Genomic DNA, 19,644 nt, shown 5'->3' with positions numbered 1-19,644 from the left:
GCGAAATCCCTAAACGATGACCACAGGAAGCAGATTGCATCGCGGTTGCGCCGTTCGCGCAATTGACGCGATGAGCCGCCCCTGTACAGGCGAACGGTGCAGAACGTCGAAGCGTTCATCGCGAACAAAATCCAGGAGAAATGGATGAAGTTGGTGAAGACCTCAGTGGTTGCATGCGCCCTTTCGGCCCTGCTCGCGGGACCGGTCCTCGCGCAGAGCGTTCCGTCCGACACCAAGTCGCGCGGCGGCGTGCAGAGCAAGAGCCTGCCGGGCAGCGTGTCAGGCGACGACGAGGAGATGAACGCGCAGCCGGGTGCCGCTGGCGACAAAGCGGGCATGAAGCCGACCAAGAGCACGAAAGGCACTGTCGGCACGACCGGCAGCGCTGCACGCAAGGGAGCGGTGGACGATTCCGCTTCGGGCAGCACCGCGACCGGCAAGCGCTACTAAAGCGCGATAGCACCTCCGGTCGCATCGCGGCCGGAGGTTCTTGCCGGTAACGGCTCCTCCGCGACCTCAAACTCAGCAATTTCAGTCGTCGAAGCTGCGACCGCGCCCGGCCTTGACGTCGCTGCGGCGCTTCTTGCCGTCGAGGCGGCGCTGCTTGGAGGCGAAGGTCGGCCGCGTCGCGCGGCGCGGCGTCGGCCGCACCATGGCTTCGCGAAGCATCTCCAGCAGGCGGTCGATGGCGTCCTGGCGATTGCGCTCCTGGGTGCGGAAGCGCTGCGCCTGGATCACGATGACGCCGTCCTTGGTCATGCGCTGGCCGGCGAGCCGGGCAAGCCGCAAGGCCGCGTCTTCCGGCAGGGTCAGCTTGCGCGTGTCGAAGCGCAGTTGGGCAGAGGTTGCGACCTTGTTGACGTTCTGCCCGCCCGGGCCCGAGGCGCGGACAAAGCCGATCTCGATGTCGTCTTCGTCGATTACGAGGTCGCGGGAGATCCGCAGCATGGTGGCACCATCGATCATGCCTCTGGCAGGCATCGATGCTTAGTAATGCTGCTTCCCGAAAGACGCAAATGGCCGGGGCGGGCCCGGCCATCGCGCGACGCGCAAGGTCAGTTCGATTTCGGTGCCGGTGCTGCCGCCGGCTGTGCCGCGGCCTGCGGGGTGCGGCCGACCACGACGGTGAGCAGGCCCTGGCCCCACAGCCGCTTGGCGGCCTGCTTGGCGTCGTCCATCGTCACGGCATCGACGATGGCGTTGCGCTTCTCGATATAGTCGATCGGCAGCTTGTCCTGCTGATATTGCAGCAGTGCTTGCGCAAGCTTGGAGGAGGTATCGAGCGCCAGCATCTGCGAGCCCTTGAGATAGGATTTTGCCTCGTCGAGCTCCTTCTGCGTCGGACCCTCCTCGGCGATGCGGCGGACCTCCTTCTCGACCGCGTCGAGCGTCTCGCCGGCGCGGTCGGCGCGGGTGCCGGTGTTGCCGATGAACAGCGCCGAATGCTCCATCCAGAGCAGCGACTCGAACACCGAATAAGCCAGCCCGCGCTTCTCGCGCACCTCGCGATAGAGCCGGGACGACAATCCGCCGCCGCCCAGGATGTGGTTGACGACATAGGCCGCCATGAAGGTCGGATCGCTGCGCTTCACGCCGGGGCCGCCGAAGGTGATCACGGTCTGCGGCACGTCGAGCGGCACAAGGGCGCGCTGCGGCGGTTTTGCCGCCTCGATATCGGGCACGGCAGTGAGGCTGGCCTTGGCCGGCAGGCTGCCGAAGGTCTGGTCGAGCAGTTTGCCGAGCGTCGCCGGATCGACGTCGCCGACGACCGCGATCTTCAGCGTGTCCTTGGCGATCACGCGTCGCACATATTCCTTCAGGTCCGGCACGGTGATGGTGGGCACGCTCTCCAGCGTGCCGTTGGTCGGACGGCCATAGGGATGATCGCCGTAAGCGACCTCCAGGAATTTGCGGCTCGCCAGCGAGGTCGGGTTGGTGGTGTCGCGGCGCAGCCCCGCGATCACCTGCGAGCGGATGCGCTCGACGTCGACGGTGTCGAAACGCGGCGCGGTCAACGCCGTCCGCAACAGGTCGAAGGCTTCGTCCTTGTTGTCGCGCAGCATCCGCAGGCTGCCGCGGAACGTGTCGCGGCCGGCAGAGAAGCTGAGCTCGATGGCGCGGCGGTCGAGCCGCTCATGGAAGGTCTTGGAGTCGAGATCGCCAGAACCTTCGTCGAGGAGGTCTGCGACCAGGTTGGCGGTGCCGGGCTTGTCCTTGGGATCCTGCGCGGCGCCGCCGCCAAACGAATATTCCATGGCGATCAGCGGCACGGTCGCATCCTGCACGAACCAGGCTTCGATACCGCCGGGCGAGGTCAGATGCTGGATCTTTGCCGCGGCCTGCGACGGCGAGATTGCGGCGAGCGAGAGCGCGACACCGGCGGCAAGGGACAGCGCAGTGCGAAGGAAGGGATAGGTCACGAACGCTTCTCCTCGCGCTTGGCGCTGGTGGTGTCCTTGATCAGATAGCCGGTCACCGAGCGCTTCTTCTCCAGCCATTTCTGTGCGGCGGCGCGGACCTGCTCGGCCGTGACGGCGCGGATGCGATCCGGCCAGCTTCTGATGTCCTCGATGGAGAGCCCGGTGGTCAGCGCACCGCCATACCAGCGCGCCAGCACCGCCTGGTTGTCCTGGGCATAGATCGCTTCGGCGATGAGCTGGGTCTTCACCCGCTCCAGATCCTCGGCCCGGATCGGGTTCTGGATGATGTCGGCGATGACGCCGTCAATCACCTGCTCGACGTCTGCGAAGCTGACGCCCTGCTTGGGCGAGGCCGAGATCGAGAACTGGGTCGGGTCGAGCGAGGTAGAGGAATAGCTGGCGCTAGCCGAGACCGCGAGCGGCTTGTCGACGACGAGCGCGCGATAGAGATAGGAGTTGCTGCCGCTGCCCATCAATTGCGCGAGCACGTCGAGGGCCGCGCTTTCGCCTGCGGCCGCGGTCGTGGCCGACGGCACCAGATAGGTGCGGCGGACATTGGGCTGCTCGACGCGCGGATCGGCCAGCGTGACCGTGCGCGGCGCGGCCGGCTCCGGCTCCTGCGGACGGATGCGCTGCGCGGGGATGGCGGGCTGCGCCGGGATCGGCCCAAAATTGCGCTCGACGAGCGGCCGGACATCGGCAAGCTCGACGTCGCCGGCGATGATCAGGATCGCGTTGTTCGGCGCGTAGAAGCGGCGGTAGAACGCCAGCGCATCCTCGCGGTCGAGTTTTTCGATCTCCTGATGCCAGCCGATCACCGGTCGGCCATAGGGATGGTTGAGATAGAGCGCGGCCATGATCTGTTCGTTCAGGCGCGCGTCGGGGTTGTTGGCAACGCGCATGTTGTACTCTTCGAGCACGACGTCGCGCTCGGGCAGCACGTTCTCGTCCTTGAGCACGAGGCCGGTCATGCGGTCCGCCTCGAACTCCATCATGGTCGGCAATTGCTCTTTCGGCACGCGCTGGAAGTAGCCGGTGTAGTCGACCGAGGTGAAAGCGTTCTCGTTGCCGCCGACGCGGAGCACGGTCTGGGAGAATTCGCCGACCGGATGTTTTGCCGTGCCCTTGAACATCAAATGCTCGAGGAAGTGCGCGAGCCCGGATTTGCCGGGGGTCTCGTCGGCCGAGCCGACCTTGTACCAGACCATCTCGGTGACCACGGGGGTGCGGTGGTCGGGGATGACGACCACTTGCAGGCCGTTGCTGAGGGTGAAGCTGGCGGGTGGTGCCGATGTGACCGTGGTCTGCGCAAATGCGCCGCCGGTCGAAACCACACAGGACGAGAACAACGCGGCAAGGAGGCAGGCTGCCGATCGGTATGAGGACATTATCATCCTTTGAAAGCCCGGACCCGATGTCCGCGGCGGAAGGCACGGCATCCTATACCGTGCGGCTGACGCATGGCGTCACGAAGCAGAGAACGCGATCAACTTGTACTTAAAAATAGGTCATCTGCCGGCTCCGGCCCACACCGGACGATTGCGGCAGTTCCGCGCGTGCCAAAACTGGAGACGGGGAGGAGCGCTATTGCTCCTTCTCCTTGCCGGACAGGACGTCGAAATACGTCTTCTTCGAGGTGTCCGGACCGGTGCCATAAGCGTAGTTCGGCGACGGAGTCTGATAACCTGCCGGCGGCTCGGTCAGCGACGATCGCGGCGGCTCGCTCGTGAACGACTTTTGCTCGCTGCTGCTGCTCTTGAACATGCCGAGCAGGCCACCGGAGTAACCGAGTTCCTTCGGGCTCATCGTCGGGCTGTTGGTATTGGCGCCAGGCGGGAGCGGATCATGGGTCCCGGTGGAGGCCGTGGTCGTCCTGCCCTTGTTGAGCTCACTGGGCGAGAGCGGTTGGGCAGCCTGCCAAGGCTCCTCCACCTTCTTGCCGGCGTTGGCCTTCTTCCGTTGCGCTGCCGCTTCCTTGCGCCGTTTTTCGTCGGGGTCCTTCGGCCAGTTCGGGGCGACCGTGGCTTGTTCAGCCGCTGGCGGCGGCAGGTCCAGCTTCCGCGGCACCACCAGCGGAGAACGTTCGCGATACTCGACGCCGGGCTTTTCCATGCTCTTGGCGCCGATGCCGGACATCAGATTGTCGATGAGCTTCTCTTCGAAGGTCATGTCGTCGTCATCGTCGTCGCCGGCCCGCACGGGGCCTGCCGACATCACGAGACCAACGCCGAGCGCGACCGCAGCGAGCTTCAGAGCGCCCAGGAGGGTCTTCAAGGACCCCTTGGGGTCTCGAACCATCGAGCCGCTGGTCTCGGAGCTGCGCATCACTTTACCTATTCCATCGTGTTGCAGATCGCCGCGCCAGGCACGGCTTTAAGCCTTGCACGCAAAGTTCCACCTTCCGGCCCGTATCGGCCGGGATCAGGGCGCTTTTGCGGCGGGTACCCCCAGGAAGGAATCATACAATAGGGCTGCTACGCCCACAACGATCGCCACGTCCGCGAGGTTAAATACATACCAATTATAGGTTTTTTCGCCGATATCGATGTGGAACAGGGCGAAATCGACCACCGCGCCATAGGCCAGGCGATCGATGCTGTTACCGATGGCGCCGCCGATGATCAGGCCCAGCGCGACTGTTGCGAGGAGGGTGTGCGAACGGGCCATCCAGACCGCCAGCGCCACCACGGCGACGACCTTCACGGCCATCAGGGCAAACTGCGCGGCCTGGCTGTCGTTCTGCAGCCAGCCAAAACTGATGCCGATATTCCAGGCCAGCACCAGGTCGAAGAACGGCGTCACCTTGACCGCGCCGTGCCGGGCGATGTCGAACACATTCAGCAGCCAGAGCTTTGAGGCCTGGTCGAGAACGACCGTGACCACGGCCGCGATGATGCCGGCGCGGAGGGGGGTCATGGCCGAGACGACCTCAGACGCCCACCCCCAGCGCCTTCCACTCGCGCAGCGCCTTGGCGTCGCGCGGGGTGACGTCGGGATAGTCGCGGTCTTCGCCGACCGTGGGCAGGATCTTCCAGGAGCGGGCGCATTTGGTGCCGACCGCCTTCTCGACGACGACGGCGACACCTGGCACGGCATCGAGCCGGAACGCAGCCGCAGGCGCCTCGCCCTCGCGCACTTCGTAGCTCGAGGTGATGCAGACCTCGGCGAGGTCGACGTCGAACAGCGTGCCCAGCATCGCGCGATCGGCCACGTAGATGATCGGAGACGCTTCAAGCGACGAGCCGATGGTCTTGGCGGCGCGCGCGAGCTCGAGCGCACCGGTGACGACGCGGCGGACGTCGCGGACCGTCTCCCACTTTGCGGCCAGCTCGTCGTTGCGGAATTTGTCCAGCCCGACCGGGAACAGCGTGAGATGCACCGAGGGCTCGGCATCCGGACGATACATCCGCCAGGCTTCCTCCGCGGTGAAGCTCAGCACCGGCGCGAGCCATTTCAGGATGGCGTCGCACAACAGGTTGATCGTGGTCAGCGCCGCCTTGCGCGCCACCGACGACGGCGGATCGCAATAAAGCGTGTCCTTGCGGATGTCGAAGTAGAACGCGGAGAGCTCGCTGTTGAGGAACGCGGACAGCGTTGCCACCACGGTCTTGTAGTCGAAAGTCTCGTAGGCCTTGCGGATGGTGTCGGCGCGGACCGACAGCTCGTGCAGCATCAGCCGCTCGAGCTCGGGCATCTCGGCAGGCGCAACCGCATCGGCGCTCTTGTAGTGATGCAGCGTGCCGAGCATCCAGCGCACGGTGTTGCGCAGCTTGCGATAGGTCTCGACCGTGTTCTTCAGGATCTCCGGGCCGATGCGCTGGTCGTCAGTGTAGTCGCAGGACGCGACCCAGAGCCGGAGGATGTCGGCGCCGGATTCCTTGATGACGGCCTGCGGCTCGATGGTGTTGCCGAGCGACTTCGACATCTTGCGGCCGTCCTCGGCCTGGGTGAAGCCGTGGGTCAGCACGATGTCGTAGGGCGCGCGTCCGCGCGTGCCGCAGCTCTCCAGCAGCGAGGAGTGGAACCAGCCGCGATGCTGGTCCGAGCCTTCCAGATACATCACGGTGTCCTTGCCACCGTCGACCTTGCGCTTGATGCCTGACAGCCCTGGGAAGTGCACGGGGTCGTCAAGCACGAAGGCGTGCGTCGAACCGGAGTCGAACCAGACGTCGAGGATGTCGTCGACCTTCTGCCAGTCTTCGTTGGCGCGCGAGCCGAGGAAGCGCTCACGTGCGCCCTCCATGTACCAGGCGTCGGCGCCTTCCTCCGCGAAGGCCTCGCCGATGCGATTGTTGACGGCCTCGTCCTGGAGAATCTCGGCCGAGCCGTCGCCCTTCTCGCGCACGAACACCGCGATCGGCACGCCCCAGGCGCGCTGACGCGAGATCACCCAGTCGGGGCGCGCCTCGATCATGCCGTTGATGCGGTTCTGCCCCGACGGCGGCACCCACTGCGTCACCGAGATCGCATGCAGCGCGCGGGCGCGCAGCGTGTCGCCGGACTTCGTCTTGCCGTCTGCCGCGATATCCTTGTCCATCGCGATGAACCATTGCGGCGTGTTGCGGAAGATCACCGGCTTCTTCGACCGCCAGGAGTGCGGATACTGGTGCTTCAGCCGGCCGCGCGCGAGCAGCATGCCGGCGTCGACCAGCGCCTTGATCACGGCGTCGTTGGCATCGCCCTTCTCGCCCTTGTCGTTGATAACGCGCTTGCCGGCAAAGCCCGGGGCGTGGTCCGTGTAGGCGCCGTTCTCGTCGACGGTGTAGGGGATCGCGCTGTTGATGCCGCGTCCGTCCAGTTCGCGCGTATTCGCCATCCAGACGTCAAAATCCTCGCGGCCGTGGCTGGGCGCGGTGTGCACGAAGCCGGTGCCGGTGTCGTCGGTGACGTGGTCGCCGGGCAGCAGCGGCACGGTGAAGCCGTAGCCGCCGCCGAGCCCCTTCAGCGGATGGGCGCACTCGATCGCGTCCATGGTGTCGCCGGGGATGTCGCGGACCTTCTCGTACGCCGTCACACGCGCCTGCTTGAACACGTCTGCGGCAAGCGCGTCGGCCAGGATCAGCATGTCGCCGGTCTTCGCCCAGTTATCTGCGGGCGCATCCGTCACCTTAAAGAGGCCATAGGCGATCTTCGGCGAGAACGAGATCGCGCGGTTGCCGGGCAGCGTCCAAGGCGTGGTGGTCCAGATCACGACGCTTGCGGAGGCGAGCGCGCCGTGGGCGGGCGAGGTGACCGGGAATTTCACCCACACCATGTCGGAGGTGTAGTCCTCGTATTCGACCTCGGCCTCGGCGAGCGCGGTCTTCTCGACCACGCTCCACATCACCGGCTTGGAGCCGCGATAGAGCGTGCCGTTGGCGGCGAACTTCATCAGCTCGCGCGCGATCTGGGCTTCCGCCGGATAGGTCATGGTGGCGTAGGGATGGGCCCAATCGCCGATCACGCCCAAGCGCTTGAACTCCTCGCGCTGGATGTTGAGCCAGTGCGTGGCATAGGCGCGGCATTCGCGGCGGAAGGCGACCATCGCAGCGCTGTCGCGGAAGTCGGGCTTCTGCTTACCCTTCTTGCGATAGTTCTCCTCCTCGACCTTCCACTCGATCGGCAGGCCGTGGCAGTCCCAGCCCGGCACGTAGTTGGAATCGAAACCGAGCATCTGCTGGCTCTTGGTGACGAGATCCTTGAGGATCTTGTTCAGCGCCGTGCCGATGTGGATATTGCCGTTGGCATAGGGCGGACCGTCATGGAGCACGAATTTTTCGCGGCCCTTCGCGGTCTCGCGCAGCTTCTCGTAGAGGCCGATCTCGTACCAGCGCTTGAGGATCTCGGGCTCGCGCTGCGGCAGGCCGGCCCGCATCGGGAACTCGGTCTGCGGCAGGAACAGGGTTTTGGAATAGTCTTTGGCGTCAGACTTTTGCGGCTTATCGGACATGAAGATGACTGGCTCGGAAGGGCGCGGGGACAGATGGCGACTGGAATCGCGGGGTGAAAAACGACAAATCCCGGTCTTGCGCCGAGCCAGAAGGCTCAGACGGAAGCCGGGCCGCTAATCCCTATGATGCGCCGCGCAAACATGGACTCTCCTTAGCAGGGGGCCCGGGATTTCGCAAAGGGCAGGGGCCCGCCGGCGGCCCTTCAGTCGATTGCCCCGAGCTTGGGAAAGGCGTCCGGGGCGGCGGCCAAAAGGCGCCTCGCCTGGGCCGAATCCTGGTCCATCTGGCGGATCAGCGCGTCGATACCATCGAATTTCAGCTCCTCGCGGATGAAGCCGATAAAGGCGCAGTCGAGCGCCTGGCCGTAAAGGTCGCCCTTGAAGTCGAACAGGAAGATTTCCAGGAGCGGCGCACCGTTGTCGAAGGTCGGGCGGCGGCCAAAACTCGCCACGCCGTCGAGGCGCACCTGATCCTGTCCCTGGCCGCGGCCGACCCGTACGGCATAGATGCCATGCTTGAGCCCGCAATTGGCATCGAGGCGGATATTGGCGGTGGGATAGCCGAGATCGCGGCCGCGCTTCTCGCCGTGGATGACCTCGCCGGTCACGAACCAGGGCGCGCTGAGCATGGCGGTGGCCTCGTCGAGCTGCCCCTCGGCGAGCGCCATCCGGATCGCGCTGGAGGAGACCGGCCGCTCATCGATATCGACATGCGGCTGCACGTCGACCTCGATGCCGAGCCGCGGCGCTTCATTGACAAGAAGGCTTGGAGAGCCGACCCGCCCCTTGCCGAAATGGAAGTCGTAGCCGACCGCGATCCCGCTCACCCCCAGCCGTCCGATCAGGTCATGGTGAATGAAATCTTGCGCCGAGGTCCCGGCGCGGCCCTTGTCGAAGGTCATGACCACGGCGCCGGAAAGGCCGGTACCGGCCAAAAGCCGCAGCTTGGCGCGCTCGTCGGTGAGACGGAATTGCGGTGTGGTCGGGCTGAAGAATCGGCGCGGATGCGGCTCGAAGGTCAGCGCGAAGGCCGGGCAGTTATGGACCCGGCCCATCTCCAGGGCGGCCGCGATCACTGCGCGGTGGCCGAGATGGACGCCGTCGAAATTTCCCATCGCGACGACCGCACCCTTCGGGATTTCGGAGGCCGGCGTCTGGTCACGGATAACGGTAAAATGCGGAGCCATCAGGGGAATTCTCAAGCCGGCGGGTCGGGCCGGACCGTGGCGTGACGCGCTGGGCGAAGTCAAGCGGGAGATGCGACCAGATTGCCGAGGATTTCCATCCTTTCCCGGCCGGGCCAGTTAACGCGCTGTTTAACGCCTTGGTGCTAGTCGTTGGACTTGGAACCGTGGGGCGCTGGGCCCTGCAGTTCGATCGTTAATATTTTCCTGGTTGCGTTGGGGGAGTCGAGATGGCGGTTGATTTGTCGATGCCGGTTCTGGTCGTTGATGACTACAGCACCATGATCCGTATCATTCGGAATCTGCTGAAGCAGCTTGGCTTCGATAATATCGATGATGCCAGCGATGGTTCGGCGGCGCTGAACAAGATGCGCGGCAAGAAGTACGGGCTCGTGATTTCCGATTGGAACATGGAGCCGATGACGGGCTACGACCTCTTGCGCGAAGTGCGGGCCGATCCCAATCTCGCCACCACGCCCTTCATCATGATCACGGCGGAATCCAAGACCGAGAACGTGATCGCGGCAAAGAAGGCCGGCGTGAACAATTACATCGTCAAGCCGTTCAACGCGGCGACGCTGAAGACCAAGATCGAGGCGGTCTTCCCGGATATGGCGAGCGCGTAAGACGCTTGGCCGGCTAACAATACTCCATCAGGATCGTCATGCCCGGGCTTGTCCCGGGCATCCACGTTCTTGGATGGAAGAAGAAAGGCGTGGATGGCCGGGGCGTAGGCCAGCGGCAGCGACGCCGTCCTTCGGACGGCCGTGCCCGGCCATGACGGCGTCTATCGCTTGGCAAGTCCAGGCCGCGACGTCACGCGGCTACGCCGTCACCACTTCAATTCGCGGATCAGCGCCTTCGGCGGATGGCCAAACAGCTCCATCACCGAGGCCGGGTCGAGCTGGTCGAGGCCTTCGAATTCCTCGGAATGGATGCCGCGGGTTACGAACAGGCAGTCGATGCCGAATTCGCGCGCGCCGGTGAGATCGGTGCGGACGGAATCGCCGATCGCGAGCACCTTCTTGCGGTCGATCGTATGGCCCTGCCGCTCGCCGGCAAGCAGCATCGCGCGCTCATAGATCGGCCGGTGCGGCTTGCCGTAGAAGATCACCTCGCCGCCAAGCTCGCGATAGAGCTCGGCGATGGCGCCGGCGCAGTAGATCAGCCGGTCGCCGCGCTCGACCACGATGTCGGGATTGGCGCAGACCAGGGTCAGCTTGCGCTCGCGCGCCTTGAGCATCATGCCGCGATAGTCTTCCGCGGACTCGGTCTCGTCGTCATAGAGGCCGGTGCAGACGATGTAGTCGGCCTCTTCCAGCGGCGCGAGCTGCGCATTGAGGCCGCGATAGATCGAGTTGTCGCGCTCGGGTCCGAGCCAGAACATTTTGCGGCCGGGATGGTCGGCGACATAGAGCCGCGTCAGGTCGCCCGACGAGACGATCGCGTCATAGGTCTCGTCGGCGACGCCGAGCTTGCGCAACTGCCGCTGTACCGAATCCGCCGGACGCGGCGCGTTGGTGATCAGGATCACCGTGCCGCCCTGGCTGCGGTAGGTGTGCAGCGCCTCGCAGGCCTCGGGAAAGGATTCGAGCCCGTTATGCACGACGCCCCAGATGTCGCTGAGCACGACGTCCACGCCGCTCGTGAGCTCGCGCAGGCGCTCGACGAAATGCAGCGTGGTCATGATGCGCTCGGCCAATCAGATGCGGCGCGCGAGCGCTGCGTTGCCGGTGGCGCGATGCGCCGCGGCTGCCGTCTCGCCTGAACTGGATATGCCGGAGCCATTTGATCCCTGATCTGACCCTTTGGGTTCCTGCGCTTGGTTCGGCAGGGCCCCGGCGGTAGCAGATGCCCCCTCGGGCCGCAATGGCCGGGGCGGCGCGAACAGGAAACCCTGGCCGAACCGTACGTCATAGTCGAGCAGGTCGACCACGGCGCGCTCGCCCTCGATCCGCTCGGCGATCAGGTCGATGCCGAACCGGCCGAGCAGGTCGGAGAGGTCGGAAGGATGGATGTCCGAGGTCGAGGCTTGCCGGGGATCGAGCAGCAGCGCCGCCGGCACCTTGATGAAGCGCACGCCGCGGTCGGCAAGCTCGCGCGGTTCGATCCGCAGGTCGGTGACATGGTCGATCGAGAAGCGGAAGCCGCGCTGGGCCAGCGCGGCGAGATTCTCCGTCTCCGCCGGGCCGAGATTGCGGAACGTCGACTGCTTGAACTCGAGCACCAGCGACGGCGCCAGCGCCCGGTTGGCTTCGAGGAAGTCGAGGCATTGCGAGAAGGTGGTGGAATTGCCGAGCGTGGAGGCGGCGACGTTGCAGAATACGCCGACATCCTTGTTGCGCACCATCAGGCGGCGCAGCACCTGGACGCAACGCAGCATCACCATGTTGTCGATGCGGCCGATCAGGCCGGAGGCTTCCGCGACCGAAATGAATTCCTCGGCGGCGATGAGTTGATCGCGCTCGTCGCGCAGGCGGGTGACCGCCTCGTAAAAGCGTACCTTGCGCTGCGGCAACGTCACCATCGGCTGCAGGAAGATGTCGATGCGGTTCTCGTCGACGGCATTGCGCAAGGTCGCCAGCATCTGGGTCTGGTTGCGGGCCCCGGGGGGGTCGACGACGGAAGCAGCCGCCGCCGCTCCCGGCACCGGTGGCGGAACGGCCGGCTTCGCTGCGGCGATTGTGGCCGGTTCCTTGGGAGCGTCCGCCACGGGCTCGGGGAGCGGCGCGGCAGCCGCCTGGGGCGCGCCGGTCGCCGTGAGCAGATCCTCATGCGCTGAGACGGTGGCGGCGAGCTGCTTGACGAGGCCGCCGAGCTCGTTGATCTCGCCGACCACGGACTGGACCCGGTCGGCATTGGTCGAATTGGCCGACGCCACGCGTCCCTCGACCGCGGCCAGGCGGCGGCCGAATTCGGCGACCTGGCGGGCGAGGTCGGCGGTGCCGCGCGACAGGTCGGCGATCTGGCCGCCGACGTCGCTGCGGTCGCGCAAGCGCATCGAAACCGCATTGTAGAGGATCAGGAAGGTCAGCGCGGTCAGCGCCACGATCGCGGATTCCGTTCCGCTGATCCCGGCGACCGAATAGAGCGCCAGGCCGAGCGAGGCGGCAACCAGCACCATGCAGATGGCGATGAAGATCGTCGAAATGCGAATCATGCCGCGCGCTGCGCCCTCAAGTGCTGACTGCCCGACCCGGGAAAACACGGGCCCGTTCAGGCACGGTCACGTCTCACGTTTCCCCAAGCGGGGCGAGCTTAACATCAATGTTGATTCGAGGGGATAGCAGCGTCGCGCCGGGCATGATCCGGAAAAGTGTGCAGCGGTTTTCCGAAAAGATCATGCTCAAACAAGGAACACTACGAGAGTCCGGCGCGGCGAAAACCTTCCAAATAGCGCTCGCGATCGGCAACCAACCGGATCGGCATGAACTCGGCGATCCAGGCGAGCGAAATGTTGGGCTGGGCGCGCCGCAGTTCCTGCAACGCGGCGTGGGCGAGCTCGCTCTTGCCTGCCATGCCGGCCGCTGCCGTCAGCACCCGGTGCGCGCCGACGAAGTCGCTGCGCTGTCGCAAGGCCTCATGCGCCAGCCGGATCGCCTCCTCATAGTCCTCGCCGAGGAAGCGGGCATAGGCGGCGATGCCGAAATAGACCGGCGCGTAGGGATCGCGCGGACTGAGGCGGATGGCGCGACGCGCCGCCTCGTCGGCATCCTGCCAGCGGCCGCAATAGCTGAGCGCAAGGCCATAGTAGCCCTGTGCGAGCGCAAAATTCGGGTTGAGCCGCAGCGCGGTCTCGAACTCGGCGAGCGCGTCCTCGAACCGCCGCGCGAACAGATGGACATGGCCGAGCGCGTTGTGGGCCCAGGGATCCTCGCCATCGGCGTGGATCGCGGCCGTCGCGGCGCGTTCTGCGAGCGGCAATGCGGTGGCCATCTCCATCCAGCCCATATGGGCGGTGAACATGTAGCTGGTGCCGAGCAGCCCGAGCGCCTTGCCGTAATCGGGGTCGAGCGCGATGGCCTTTTCGAGCAGGGCCTGCGCGACGACATGGTCCTGTCGCGTCACCCGCCAGTAATGCGACAGCGCGCGCATCACGAGGTCCCAGGCATCCAGGCTGCCCGGCGGCTTGCGCTGGGCGCGAAAATTCTCCGCCGCGTAGAGCTGCGGCTCGATCGCGGCGACGATCGCTTCCGTGATCTCGTCCTGCACCGCAAAGACGTCGGCGAGCTCGCGGTCGTAGCGCTCGGCCCAGAGATGGCTGCCGGTCGCGACGTCGTTGAGCTGCGCGGTGATACGCACGCGGTCGCCGCCCTTGCGCACGCTGCCCTCGACGACGTAGCGGACGCCGAGCTCGTCGGCGACTTGGCGCAGGTGCACGGCGCGGCCCTTGTAGATGAAGGAGGAGTTGCGGGCGATGACGAAGAACCAGCGCAGTTTCGACAGCGCAGTGATGATGTCCTCGCTGATGCCGTCGGAGAAGTAGTCCTGCTCGGTCTCGCCGCTGAGATTGGTGAAGGGCAGCACAGCAATGGCGGGACGATCGGGCAGGGGCAGGCCGGCCGACGTCTCCTCGCGCGGCTTGAGCGGCGGCGCCTGCTGGCCCGCAGCGGGCGTTTCGACGACGTCGCCGACAAAGCGGACGCCCTTGCGGGCCGCGGTGCGGATCAGCCGCTGCTCCTCGCCGGTGTCGTTGATCGCGCGCCGTGCCGCATTGATGCGGCTTGCCAGCGTCGATTCCGAGACGACGCGGCCGTTCCAGATCGCATCGAGCAGATTGTCCCGCGTCACCACGCGGTCGCGGTTGCGCACGAGGTAGGTCAGGAGATCGAAAACCTGCGGCTCGAGCGCGATAAGGGTGCCTGCGCGTCGCAATTCGCGGCGCTCGGAATCCAGCGAAAACTCCTCGAACTGGAACGCCACGCTCGGTTTGGCTCCCGGATAAAAATCAAGGCGCTCTCAACGTAAAATAACGGTCGTCTCAAAGCCAGCGAACGGCGTGCGCCCTATCGTCCCGGCATTCCAACCCAGGGAGATTGCCCATGTCGACATCCGCCGTTCTCAATCAACCGATCCCGGCGCAACCCGACCTTTCCGCCGTCAAGCAGCGCCAGCACGGCGCCTGGTCGTCCGGCGACTATGCCGTCGTGGGCACCACCTTGCAGATCGTCGGCGAACAGCTGTGCGAGGCGCTTGATCTGCGTGCCGGCAGCAAGGTGCTGGACGTTGCCGCCGGCAACGGCAATGTGACGCTGGCCGCGGCCCGCCGCTGGTGCGACGTGACCTCCACTGATTATGTGCCGGCGCTGCTCGAGCGTGGCCGCGAGCGGGCGGTGGCCGAGCACCTCAGGATCGAATTCCGCGAGGCGGACGCCGAAGCACTGCCGTTCGCCGATGCCAGCTTCGACGTCGTGGTGTCGACCTTTGGCGTGATGTTCACGCCGGACCAGGACAAGGCGGCATCGGAGCTCGCGCGCGTCTGCAGGCCGGGCGGCAAGATCGGGCTCGCCAACTGGACGCCACAGGGCTTTATCGGCCAGCTCTTCAAGACGCTCGGCAAGCACCTGCCGCCGCCGGCCGGCGTGAAGTCGCCGGCCCTGTGGGGCACCAAGGCCCGGCTCGAAGAGATGTTCGGCCGCACTGCGTCGGAGATCTCGGCCGAGCCGCGGATGTTCGTGTTCCGCTACCGCTCGCCCGACCATTGGCTCGACGTGTTCAAGGGCTTTTACGGTCCGATGCTGAAAGCCTTCGCTGCGCTCGATGCCAACGGCCAGGCGGCGCTCAAGCGCGACCTGCTGGCGCTGGTCGGCGAGTTCAACCATGCCGACGACGGCACGGTCGTGGTTCACAGCGAATATCTCGAAGCCGTCATCATCAAGCGCTGAACCGCAGCTGAGATCGGGGCAGGTCGGAGCAATCCGGCCTGACCTCGCCGCTAGGATGGTGCCGCCGCGCCGACCGTATCGGCCGAAACCGCTTCGCGGCTGCCGAGCGGCTTGGGTGGTCCCTTCGTCGTATCGCGCAAGGTCTGCCGCTCGAGCTCGGAGTTCAGTTCGGCTCCGAACATGACCGCGGTCGCGGACATCCACATCCACATCATCAACCCGATCGCGGCACCGAGCGAGCCGTAGGTGGCGTTGTAATTTGCGAACTCCGATAGATACCAGGACAACAGCGCCGAGCCCGCGATCCAGAGGGTGGTGGCCGTCAATGCGCCGACGCTGAGCCACTGCCAGCGCGGCGCGTCGCGGCTTGGTGCGAAGCGGTACAGGATGGCAAGCGCCGCCAGCAAAATGGCGAACAGCAGCGGCCATCGCGCCAGCGCGACGATCAGCTTGCTCTCGGGCTCCAGCCCCAGATGGTTCAGCGCAAGCGGGAAGGCGACCACGGCGCCCACCATCAGCAGCAGCGCCGCGATCCCGCCGATCGTGAAGGCCAGCGACACCAAATTGAGGCGGACGAAGCTGCGCTTCTCGCGCTCCTCATAGGCGACGTTGAGCGCGTCGACGATGGATTTGACGCCGGCATTGGCGCTCCAGATCGCAAGCAGGAGGCCGAACAGGAAGGTGACACCAAGCTCGGTGTTGCCCTTGGCGACCACGCGCGCGACCTGGTCTTCGACGATCTGGAACGCGCCGTCCGGCAGCATCAAGGCAAGCGTCTGGAGGTTGGCTGATATCGTCGAGGGATCTGCGAACAGGCCATAGGAAGAAACAAGCGCAGTGACGGCGGGAAAGACCGCGAGCAGCCCGAAAAACACAACGCCGCCCGCGGTCGCGAGCAGGCGGTCCTCATCGATGCGCTGATAGGTGCGCCAGAGGATGTCCTTCCAGCCGGCCCAGGGAATATGGAGCGGGCTCGTGGAGCGGCGACCATGCCCGGGTTGCGCGAGTGCGCGCACGGGATTGGTCTCGGGCGAGTTTCCCTCATCGTTACGGCGCGCTGCGACGGAGCCGGATCGCGACGTCTTGAAGTCCTGGAAGTAGCATTCGGCCGTCAGCACGAAAATTGTTGTGGCGGCGACCAGGAGCCAGCTATCGAGATCGCCCAAGCGCCGCAGTGCCATCATGCGTCCAATTCGTGGCTGTGGCGCCGCCGGCGCACCGCGGTCAATCCCAAGAGGCCGACGGCTGCGAGCATCAAGCCAAGCTGCACCGGCCGGTTACCGCGCGCCCGCGAGGTTCTGCTGCCGGCTCCGTTGCGATGGCCATTCTCGCCGGGTGCGAGTGGCACAAGGGGAATCGTGGTCGCAACCTCCTTTACCGCCTCCTTGACCGTGCCCCGTGGAATGCGGGGCGTCGCGATCGCGACCCGCAGGCGGCTGGCAAGTGGGACGATGGTCTTGGGGCGACGGTTCATCTGGGCCACGGCCAATCCGGCCAAGATCGCAGCCAGCACCAGCAGCACCGCGCCGACGGCGCCGAAGGCCCAGAACATCCCGTAGGTGAACTCGACCCAACGGAACAGCGCCATCAGCCCGACGAAAAAGGCGGCGATGACGAACACGCCTGCAACCGCGAAGAGCCCCGCGGCCACCGCGTAGGACGTCACCCGGCCGCTGGCCTGGCCGGCGCGGTCACGCAGATAGGATTTCGCGGCGCGCTTGAGGTGATTGATCTTGAGTGCCACGCCGGCGCGCAGCAATTCGCCCGATGGCGCAAGCATGCGGACATCCTCCGACTGAAGGAAATTCTTCGGGGATGAACGTGGCGCGGTTTGACTTGTTCCGCACGCGCGCGGGATCAGCCGAGATCGGCTGCCGCGATCCAGAACACCTCGCCTTCGCTGTCTTCGGTGTCGAGCCAGAGCAGCGGCAGTTCCGGAAACGCTTCGTCGATCCGCTCGCGGCCGCGGCCGATCTCGCACAACAACCCACCTCCCGGCGTCAGGTGATCGGGCGCGTCGCGCAGGATGCGGCGCACCACGTCCAATCCGTCGACGCCGCCGTCGAAGGCGAGTTTTGGCTCGGCCCGGCACTCCGGCGGCAGTGCGGCCATGCCCTCGGCATCGACATAGGGCGGGTTGGAGATCATCAGGTCGTAGCGCGCGTCACCCAGCGGCGCAAACAGGTCGCCGCGATGGAGCGCGATGCGATCCTCCAGCCCGTAATCTCCCACATTGCGGGTGGCGACGTCGATTGCGCCCTTGGAGATGTCGACCGCGTCGACCAGCGCGTTCGGGAAATGATGCGCGGCGAGGATGGCGAGGCAGCCGGAGCCTGTGCAGAGGTCGAGCACGCGCTCGACGCCGCCGGCGTCGTCGATCAGCGAGCCGGCTTCGCCGTCGCCGCCGAAATGCGACTCCAGAAGCTCCCCGATGAACGAGCGCGGCACGATCACCCGCTCGTCGACATAGAAGGGCAGGCCGCGCATGTAGATCTTGTTGACGAGATAGGCGGCCGGTTTGCGGGTGGTGACGCGCTGGTGGATCAGCGCGATGATGGTTTTGCCCTCCGCCGCGGTGACGCGCGCATTGGCAAACATCTCGAACTGGTCGGGATGAAGGTGCAGCGCTTCGCAGACCAGGAAGGCCGCCTCCGCCACCGGATCGGTCGTGCCGTGCGCGAACGCAAGTTTTGCCTCGACGAAGCGGCTCACCGCATAGCGTACGAAATCGAACAGCGTCACGAGCTCGCCGGCGGCGACCTTCGCAAGCTTGGGCGCGGCGCCACGGCGCGCAGGCTTTTGGGATGCTTTTGCCATCAGGATTTGGTCCAGCGCGCGGCAGCCTGATCGTCGCGGGCATGGGCCTCGACCCAGCCGGTGCCGGTCGCGCTCTCTTCCTTCTTCCAGAACGGCGCGCTGGTCTTGAGATAATCCATCAAGAACTCCGCGGCCTGGAACGCCGCCTGGCGGTGCTGTGAGGCCGCCACCACCAGCACGATGTTCTGGCCCGGCTCGATACGCCCGACGCGGTGAATGACGGTGACGCCGTTCAGCGGCCAGCGCGAGAGCGCCTCGTCGACATGACGGCGGATCTCTTCCTCGGCCATTCCAGGGTAATGTTCGAGCGTCAGCGCTGCGATCTTGCCCTCGTCCTCGTCGCCGCGGCAGATGCCGGAAAAGCTGACGACCGCGCCGATATCGGTGCGGCCATGCGACAGCGCCGCGATCTCGCGCGCCACGTCGAAGTCGTCTTGCTGGATGCGGATGGTGACGGGGCCGGTCATGCGACGTCAGCCGCCGGTCATCGGCGGGAAGAACGCGATCTCGCGGGCGCCGGCAATGGTCGCGTCCGGCTTCACATGGGCGTGGTCGATCGCGGCGCGGATCACCTTCGGCTTCTCGAACGCATAGGCATAGGCCTCGCTCCGGCCGGACAGCCAGGCGATCAGCTCTTCCACGGTGCGGACGCCCGCAGGCGGCTCGATCGTCTCTTCCGCCTTGCCGACGCGCTCGCGCACCCAGGCGAAATATTTCACCTTCATTCCTCATCCTCCTTGATGAGGTGATGGATACCGGCGCGGAAATAATCGTAGCCGGTGTAGATCGTCAGCAGCGCCGATGCCCACAGCAGCAGCAATCCGATCAGCGTGACCACGGGCACCACCTCGTCGCCGGCCGGGCCGGCGAGCAGGAAGCCGATCGCGACGAGCTGTGCCGTCGTCTTCCACTTGGCGAGCTTTGTCACGGGCACGCTGACACGGAGCGCCGCCAGATATTCCCGCAGGCCCGACACCAGGATCTCGCGGCACAGGATGACGATGGCGGCCCAGAGCGCCCAGCCGTGGATGATGCCGTCGGCGGCGAGCATCAAGAGGCAGGAGGCAACCAGCAGCTTGTCGGCGATCGGGTCGAGCATCCGGCCGAATGCCGATTGCTGATTCCAGATCCGGGCATAATAGCCGTCGAGGTAATCCGTCACCCCCGCCGCGATGAAGATGGCGACCGCCACCCAGCGCAGCCAGAGCGGTCCGTCCAGAATCGACTGGGCATAGATACATCCGACCACCACCGGGATCGCGGCGATCCGGCCATAGGTCAGGATGTTTGGAAGGGACATCGAGCTCTTGGCGGTCCCCCGTGTCGTGGCGATGTTCATTCGTTCTACCAATACCGCTGCGGCATGAAGGTCAACCGTCCCGGCCTCAATGAGGTGCTGGCACGACGAC

General features: G+C 65.6%; 19 protein-coding genes. 3 read left to right on the top strand and 16 right to left on the bottom strand.

Translation table 11 applies throughout. The features are described from left to right. Positions 1 to 144: 144 nt before the first annotated feature. Complete coding sequence (locus JQ632_RS01100) at positions 145 to 450, top strand: hypothetical protein (RefSeq protein ID WP_212400387.1); 306 nt, start codon at positions 145 to 147, stop codon at positions 448 to 450. 81 nt (positions 451 to 531) lie between these two features. Here the strand turns inward: JQ632_RS01100 and arfB are convergent, their stop codons facing one another. The 7 genes from arfB to JQ632_RS01065 all read right to left on the bottom strand — a co-directional run bounded on the left by arfB (position 532) and on the right by JQ632_RS01065 (position 9,536). Next, positions 532 to 948, bottom strand: a complete 417-nt coding sequence (arfB, locus tag JQ632_RS01095) for an alternative ribosome rescue aminoacyl-tRNA hydrolase ArfB (protein WP_212400520.1) — start codon at positions 946 to 948, stop codon at positions 532 to 534. A 107-nt stretch (positions 949 to 1,055) separates the two neighbouring features. Then, entirely contained in the window at positions 1,056 to 2,420 is a 1,365-nt protein-coding gene (locus JQ632_RS01090; RefSeq protein ID WP_312015546.1) for a pitrilysin family protein, read from the bottom strand. Then, positions 2,417 to 3,808: a pitrilysin family protein gene (locus JQ632_RS01085; RefSeq protein WP_212400383.1), complete on the bottom strand. Its 1,392-nt coding sequence runs from the start codon at positions 3,806 to 3,808 to the stop codon at positions 2,417 to 2,419. Before JQ632_RS01085 ends, JQ632_RS01090 begins: the two co-directional genes overlap by 4 nt. A gap of 196 nt (positions 3,809 to 4,004) precedes the next feature. Beyond that, positions 4,005 to 4,745 carry a hypothetical protein gene (locus tag JQ632_RS01080; RefSeq protein WP_212400519.1) on the bottom strand — a complete coding sequence of 247 codons (741 nt, stop codon included), beginning with the start codon at positions 4,743 to 4,745 and terminating at the stop codon, positions 4,005 to 4,007. Between the two features lie 96 nt (positions 4,746 to 4,841). Beyond that, a complete protein-coding gene (lspA, locus tag JQ632_RS01075; protein WP_212400381.1) occupies positions 4,842 to 5,336 on the bottom strand; it encodes a signal peptidase II in 495 nt (164 codons plus the stop codon). A 13-nt stretch (positions 5,337 to 5,349) separates the two neighbouring features. Then, positions 5,350 to 8,349: an isoleucine--tRNA ligase gene (gene ileS, locus JQ632_RS01070; protein WP_212400379.1), complete on the bottom strand. Its 3,000-nt coding sequence runs from the start codon at positions 8,347 to 8,349 to the stop codon at positions 5,350 to 5,352. A 203-nt stretch (positions 8,350 to 8,552) separates the two neighbouring features. Then, positions 8,553 to 9,536: a bifunctional riboflavin kinase/FAD synthetase gene (locus JQ632_RS01065; RefSeq protein ID WP_212400377.1), complete on the bottom strand. Its 984-nt coding sequence runs from the start codon at positions 9,534 to 9,536 to the stop codon at positions 8,553 to 8,555. A gap of 227 nt (positions 9,537 to 9,763) precedes the next feature. On the opposite strand from JQ632_RS01065, the gene JQ632_RS01060 reads away from it, so the two are divergent. After that, positions 9,764 to 10,159: a response regulator gene (locus JQ632_RS01060; RefSeq protein WP_027551917.1), complete on the top strand. Its 396-nt coding sequence runs from the start codon at positions 9,764 to 9,766 to the stop codon at positions 10,157 to 10,159. A 206-nt stretch (positions 10,160 to 10,365) separates the two neighbouring features. Here the strand turns inward: JQ632_RS01060 and JQ632_RS01055 are convergent, their stop codons facing one another. The 3 genes from JQ632_RS01055 to JQ632_RS01045 all read right to left on the bottom strand — a co-directional run bounded on the left by JQ632_RS01055 (position 10,366) and on the right by JQ632_RS01045 (position 14,456). Next, on the bottom strand, positions 10,366 to 11,220 hold the full coding sequence (locus JQ632_RS01055; RefSeq protein WP_212400376.1) for a TIGR01459 family HAD-type hydrolase: 855 nt from the start codon (positions 11,218 to 11,220) through the stop codon (positions 10,366 to 10,368). A 15-nt stretch (positions 11,221 to 11,235) separates the two neighbouring features. Beyond that, the gene (locus JQ632_RS01050) at positions 11,236 to 12,693 is read right to left on the bottom strand and encodes an EAL domain-containing protein (protein ID WP_212400374.1); all 1,458 of its coding nucleotides are present in this window, start codon (positions 12,691 to 12,693) and stop codon (positions 11,236 to 11,238) included. Between the two features lie 200 nt (positions 12,694 to 12,893). Beyond that, on the bottom strand, positions 12,894 to 14,456 hold the full coding sequence (locus tag JQ632_RS01045; RefSeq protein ID WP_212400372.1) for a winged helix-turn-helix domain-containing protein: 1,563 nt from the start codon (positions 14,454 to 14,456) through the stop codon (positions 12,894 to 12,896). A 119-nt stretch (positions 14,457 to 14,575) separates the two neighbouring features. Between JQ632_RS01045 and JQ632_RS01040 the strand changes: the two genes are divergently transcribed. Further along, positions 14,576 to 15,418, top strand: coding sequence for a class I SAM-dependent methyltransferase (locus tag JQ632_RS01040; protein WP_212400370.1), 843 nt, complete (start codon positions 14,576 to 14,578; stop codon positions 15,416 to 15,418). 50 nt (positions 15,419 to 15,468) lie between these two features. On the opposite strand, the gene JQ632_RS01035 is transcribed toward JQ632_RS01040, so the two are convergent. The 6 genes from JQ632_RS01035 to pgsA form a co-directional block, all read right to left on the bottom strand. Then, positions 15,469 to 16,599: a YihY/virulence factor BrkB family protein gene (locus tag JQ632_RS01035; RefSeq protein WP_212400518.1), complete on the bottom strand. Its 1,131-nt coding sequence runs from the start codon at positions 16,597 to 16,599 to the stop codon at positions 15,469 to 15,471. Continuing rightward, positions 16,599 to 17,198 carry a phage holin family protein gene (locus tag JQ632_RS01030; protein ID WP_212400368.1) on the bottom strand — a complete coding sequence of 200 codons (600 nt, stop codon included), beginning with the start codon at positions 17,196 to 17,198 and terminating at the stop codon, positions 16,599 to 16,601. The genes JQ632_RS01035 and JQ632_RS01030 overlap by 1 nt, the downstream gene beginning before the upstream one ends. 77 nt (positions 17,199 to 17,275) lie before the next feature. Next, complete coding sequence (prmB, locus tag JQ632_RS01025; protein WP_212400366.1) at positions 17,276 to 18,235, bottom strand: 50S ribosomal protein L3 N(5)-glutamine methyltransferase; 960 nt, start codon at positions 18,233 to 18,235, stop codon at positions 17,276 to 17,278. Next, on the bottom strand, positions 18,235 to 18,702 hold the full coding sequence (locus JQ632_RS01020; RefSeq protein ID WP_212400365.1) for a molybdenum cofactor biosynthesis protein MoaE: 468 nt from the start codon (positions 18,700 to 18,702) through the stop codon (positions 18,235 to 18,237). Before JQ632_RS01020 ends, prmB begins: the two co-directional genes overlap by 1 nt. A 6-nt stretch (positions 18,703 to 18,708) precedes the next feature. Further along, the gene (moaD, locus tag JQ632_RS01015; protein WP_212400363.1) at positions 18,709 to 18,960 is read right to left on the bottom strand and encodes a molybdopterin converting factor subunit 1; all 252 of its coding nucleotides are present in this window, start codon (positions 18,958 to 18,960) and stop codon (positions 18,709 to 18,711) included. After that, a complete protein-coding gene (pgsA, locus tag JQ632_RS01010; protein ID WP_212400361.1) occupies positions 18,957 to 19,574 on the bottom strand; it encodes a CDP-diacylglycerol--glycerol-3-phosphate 3-phosphatidyltransferase in 618 nt (205 codons plus the stop codon). Before pgsA ends, moaD begins: the two co-directional genes overlap by 4 nt. Positions 19,575 to 19,644: the final 70 nt, after the last annotated feature.

It is taken from the genome of Bradyrhizobium liaoningense, from assembly GCF_018130955.1.
Lineage (GTDB): Bacteria > Pseudomonadota > Alphaproteobacteria > Rhizobiales > Xanthobacteraceae > Bradyrhizobium > Bradyrhizobium liaoningense_C.
Note: the sequence above shows the minus strand (reverse complement) of the source record. Positions and strands in the feature narration are given on the sequence as shown.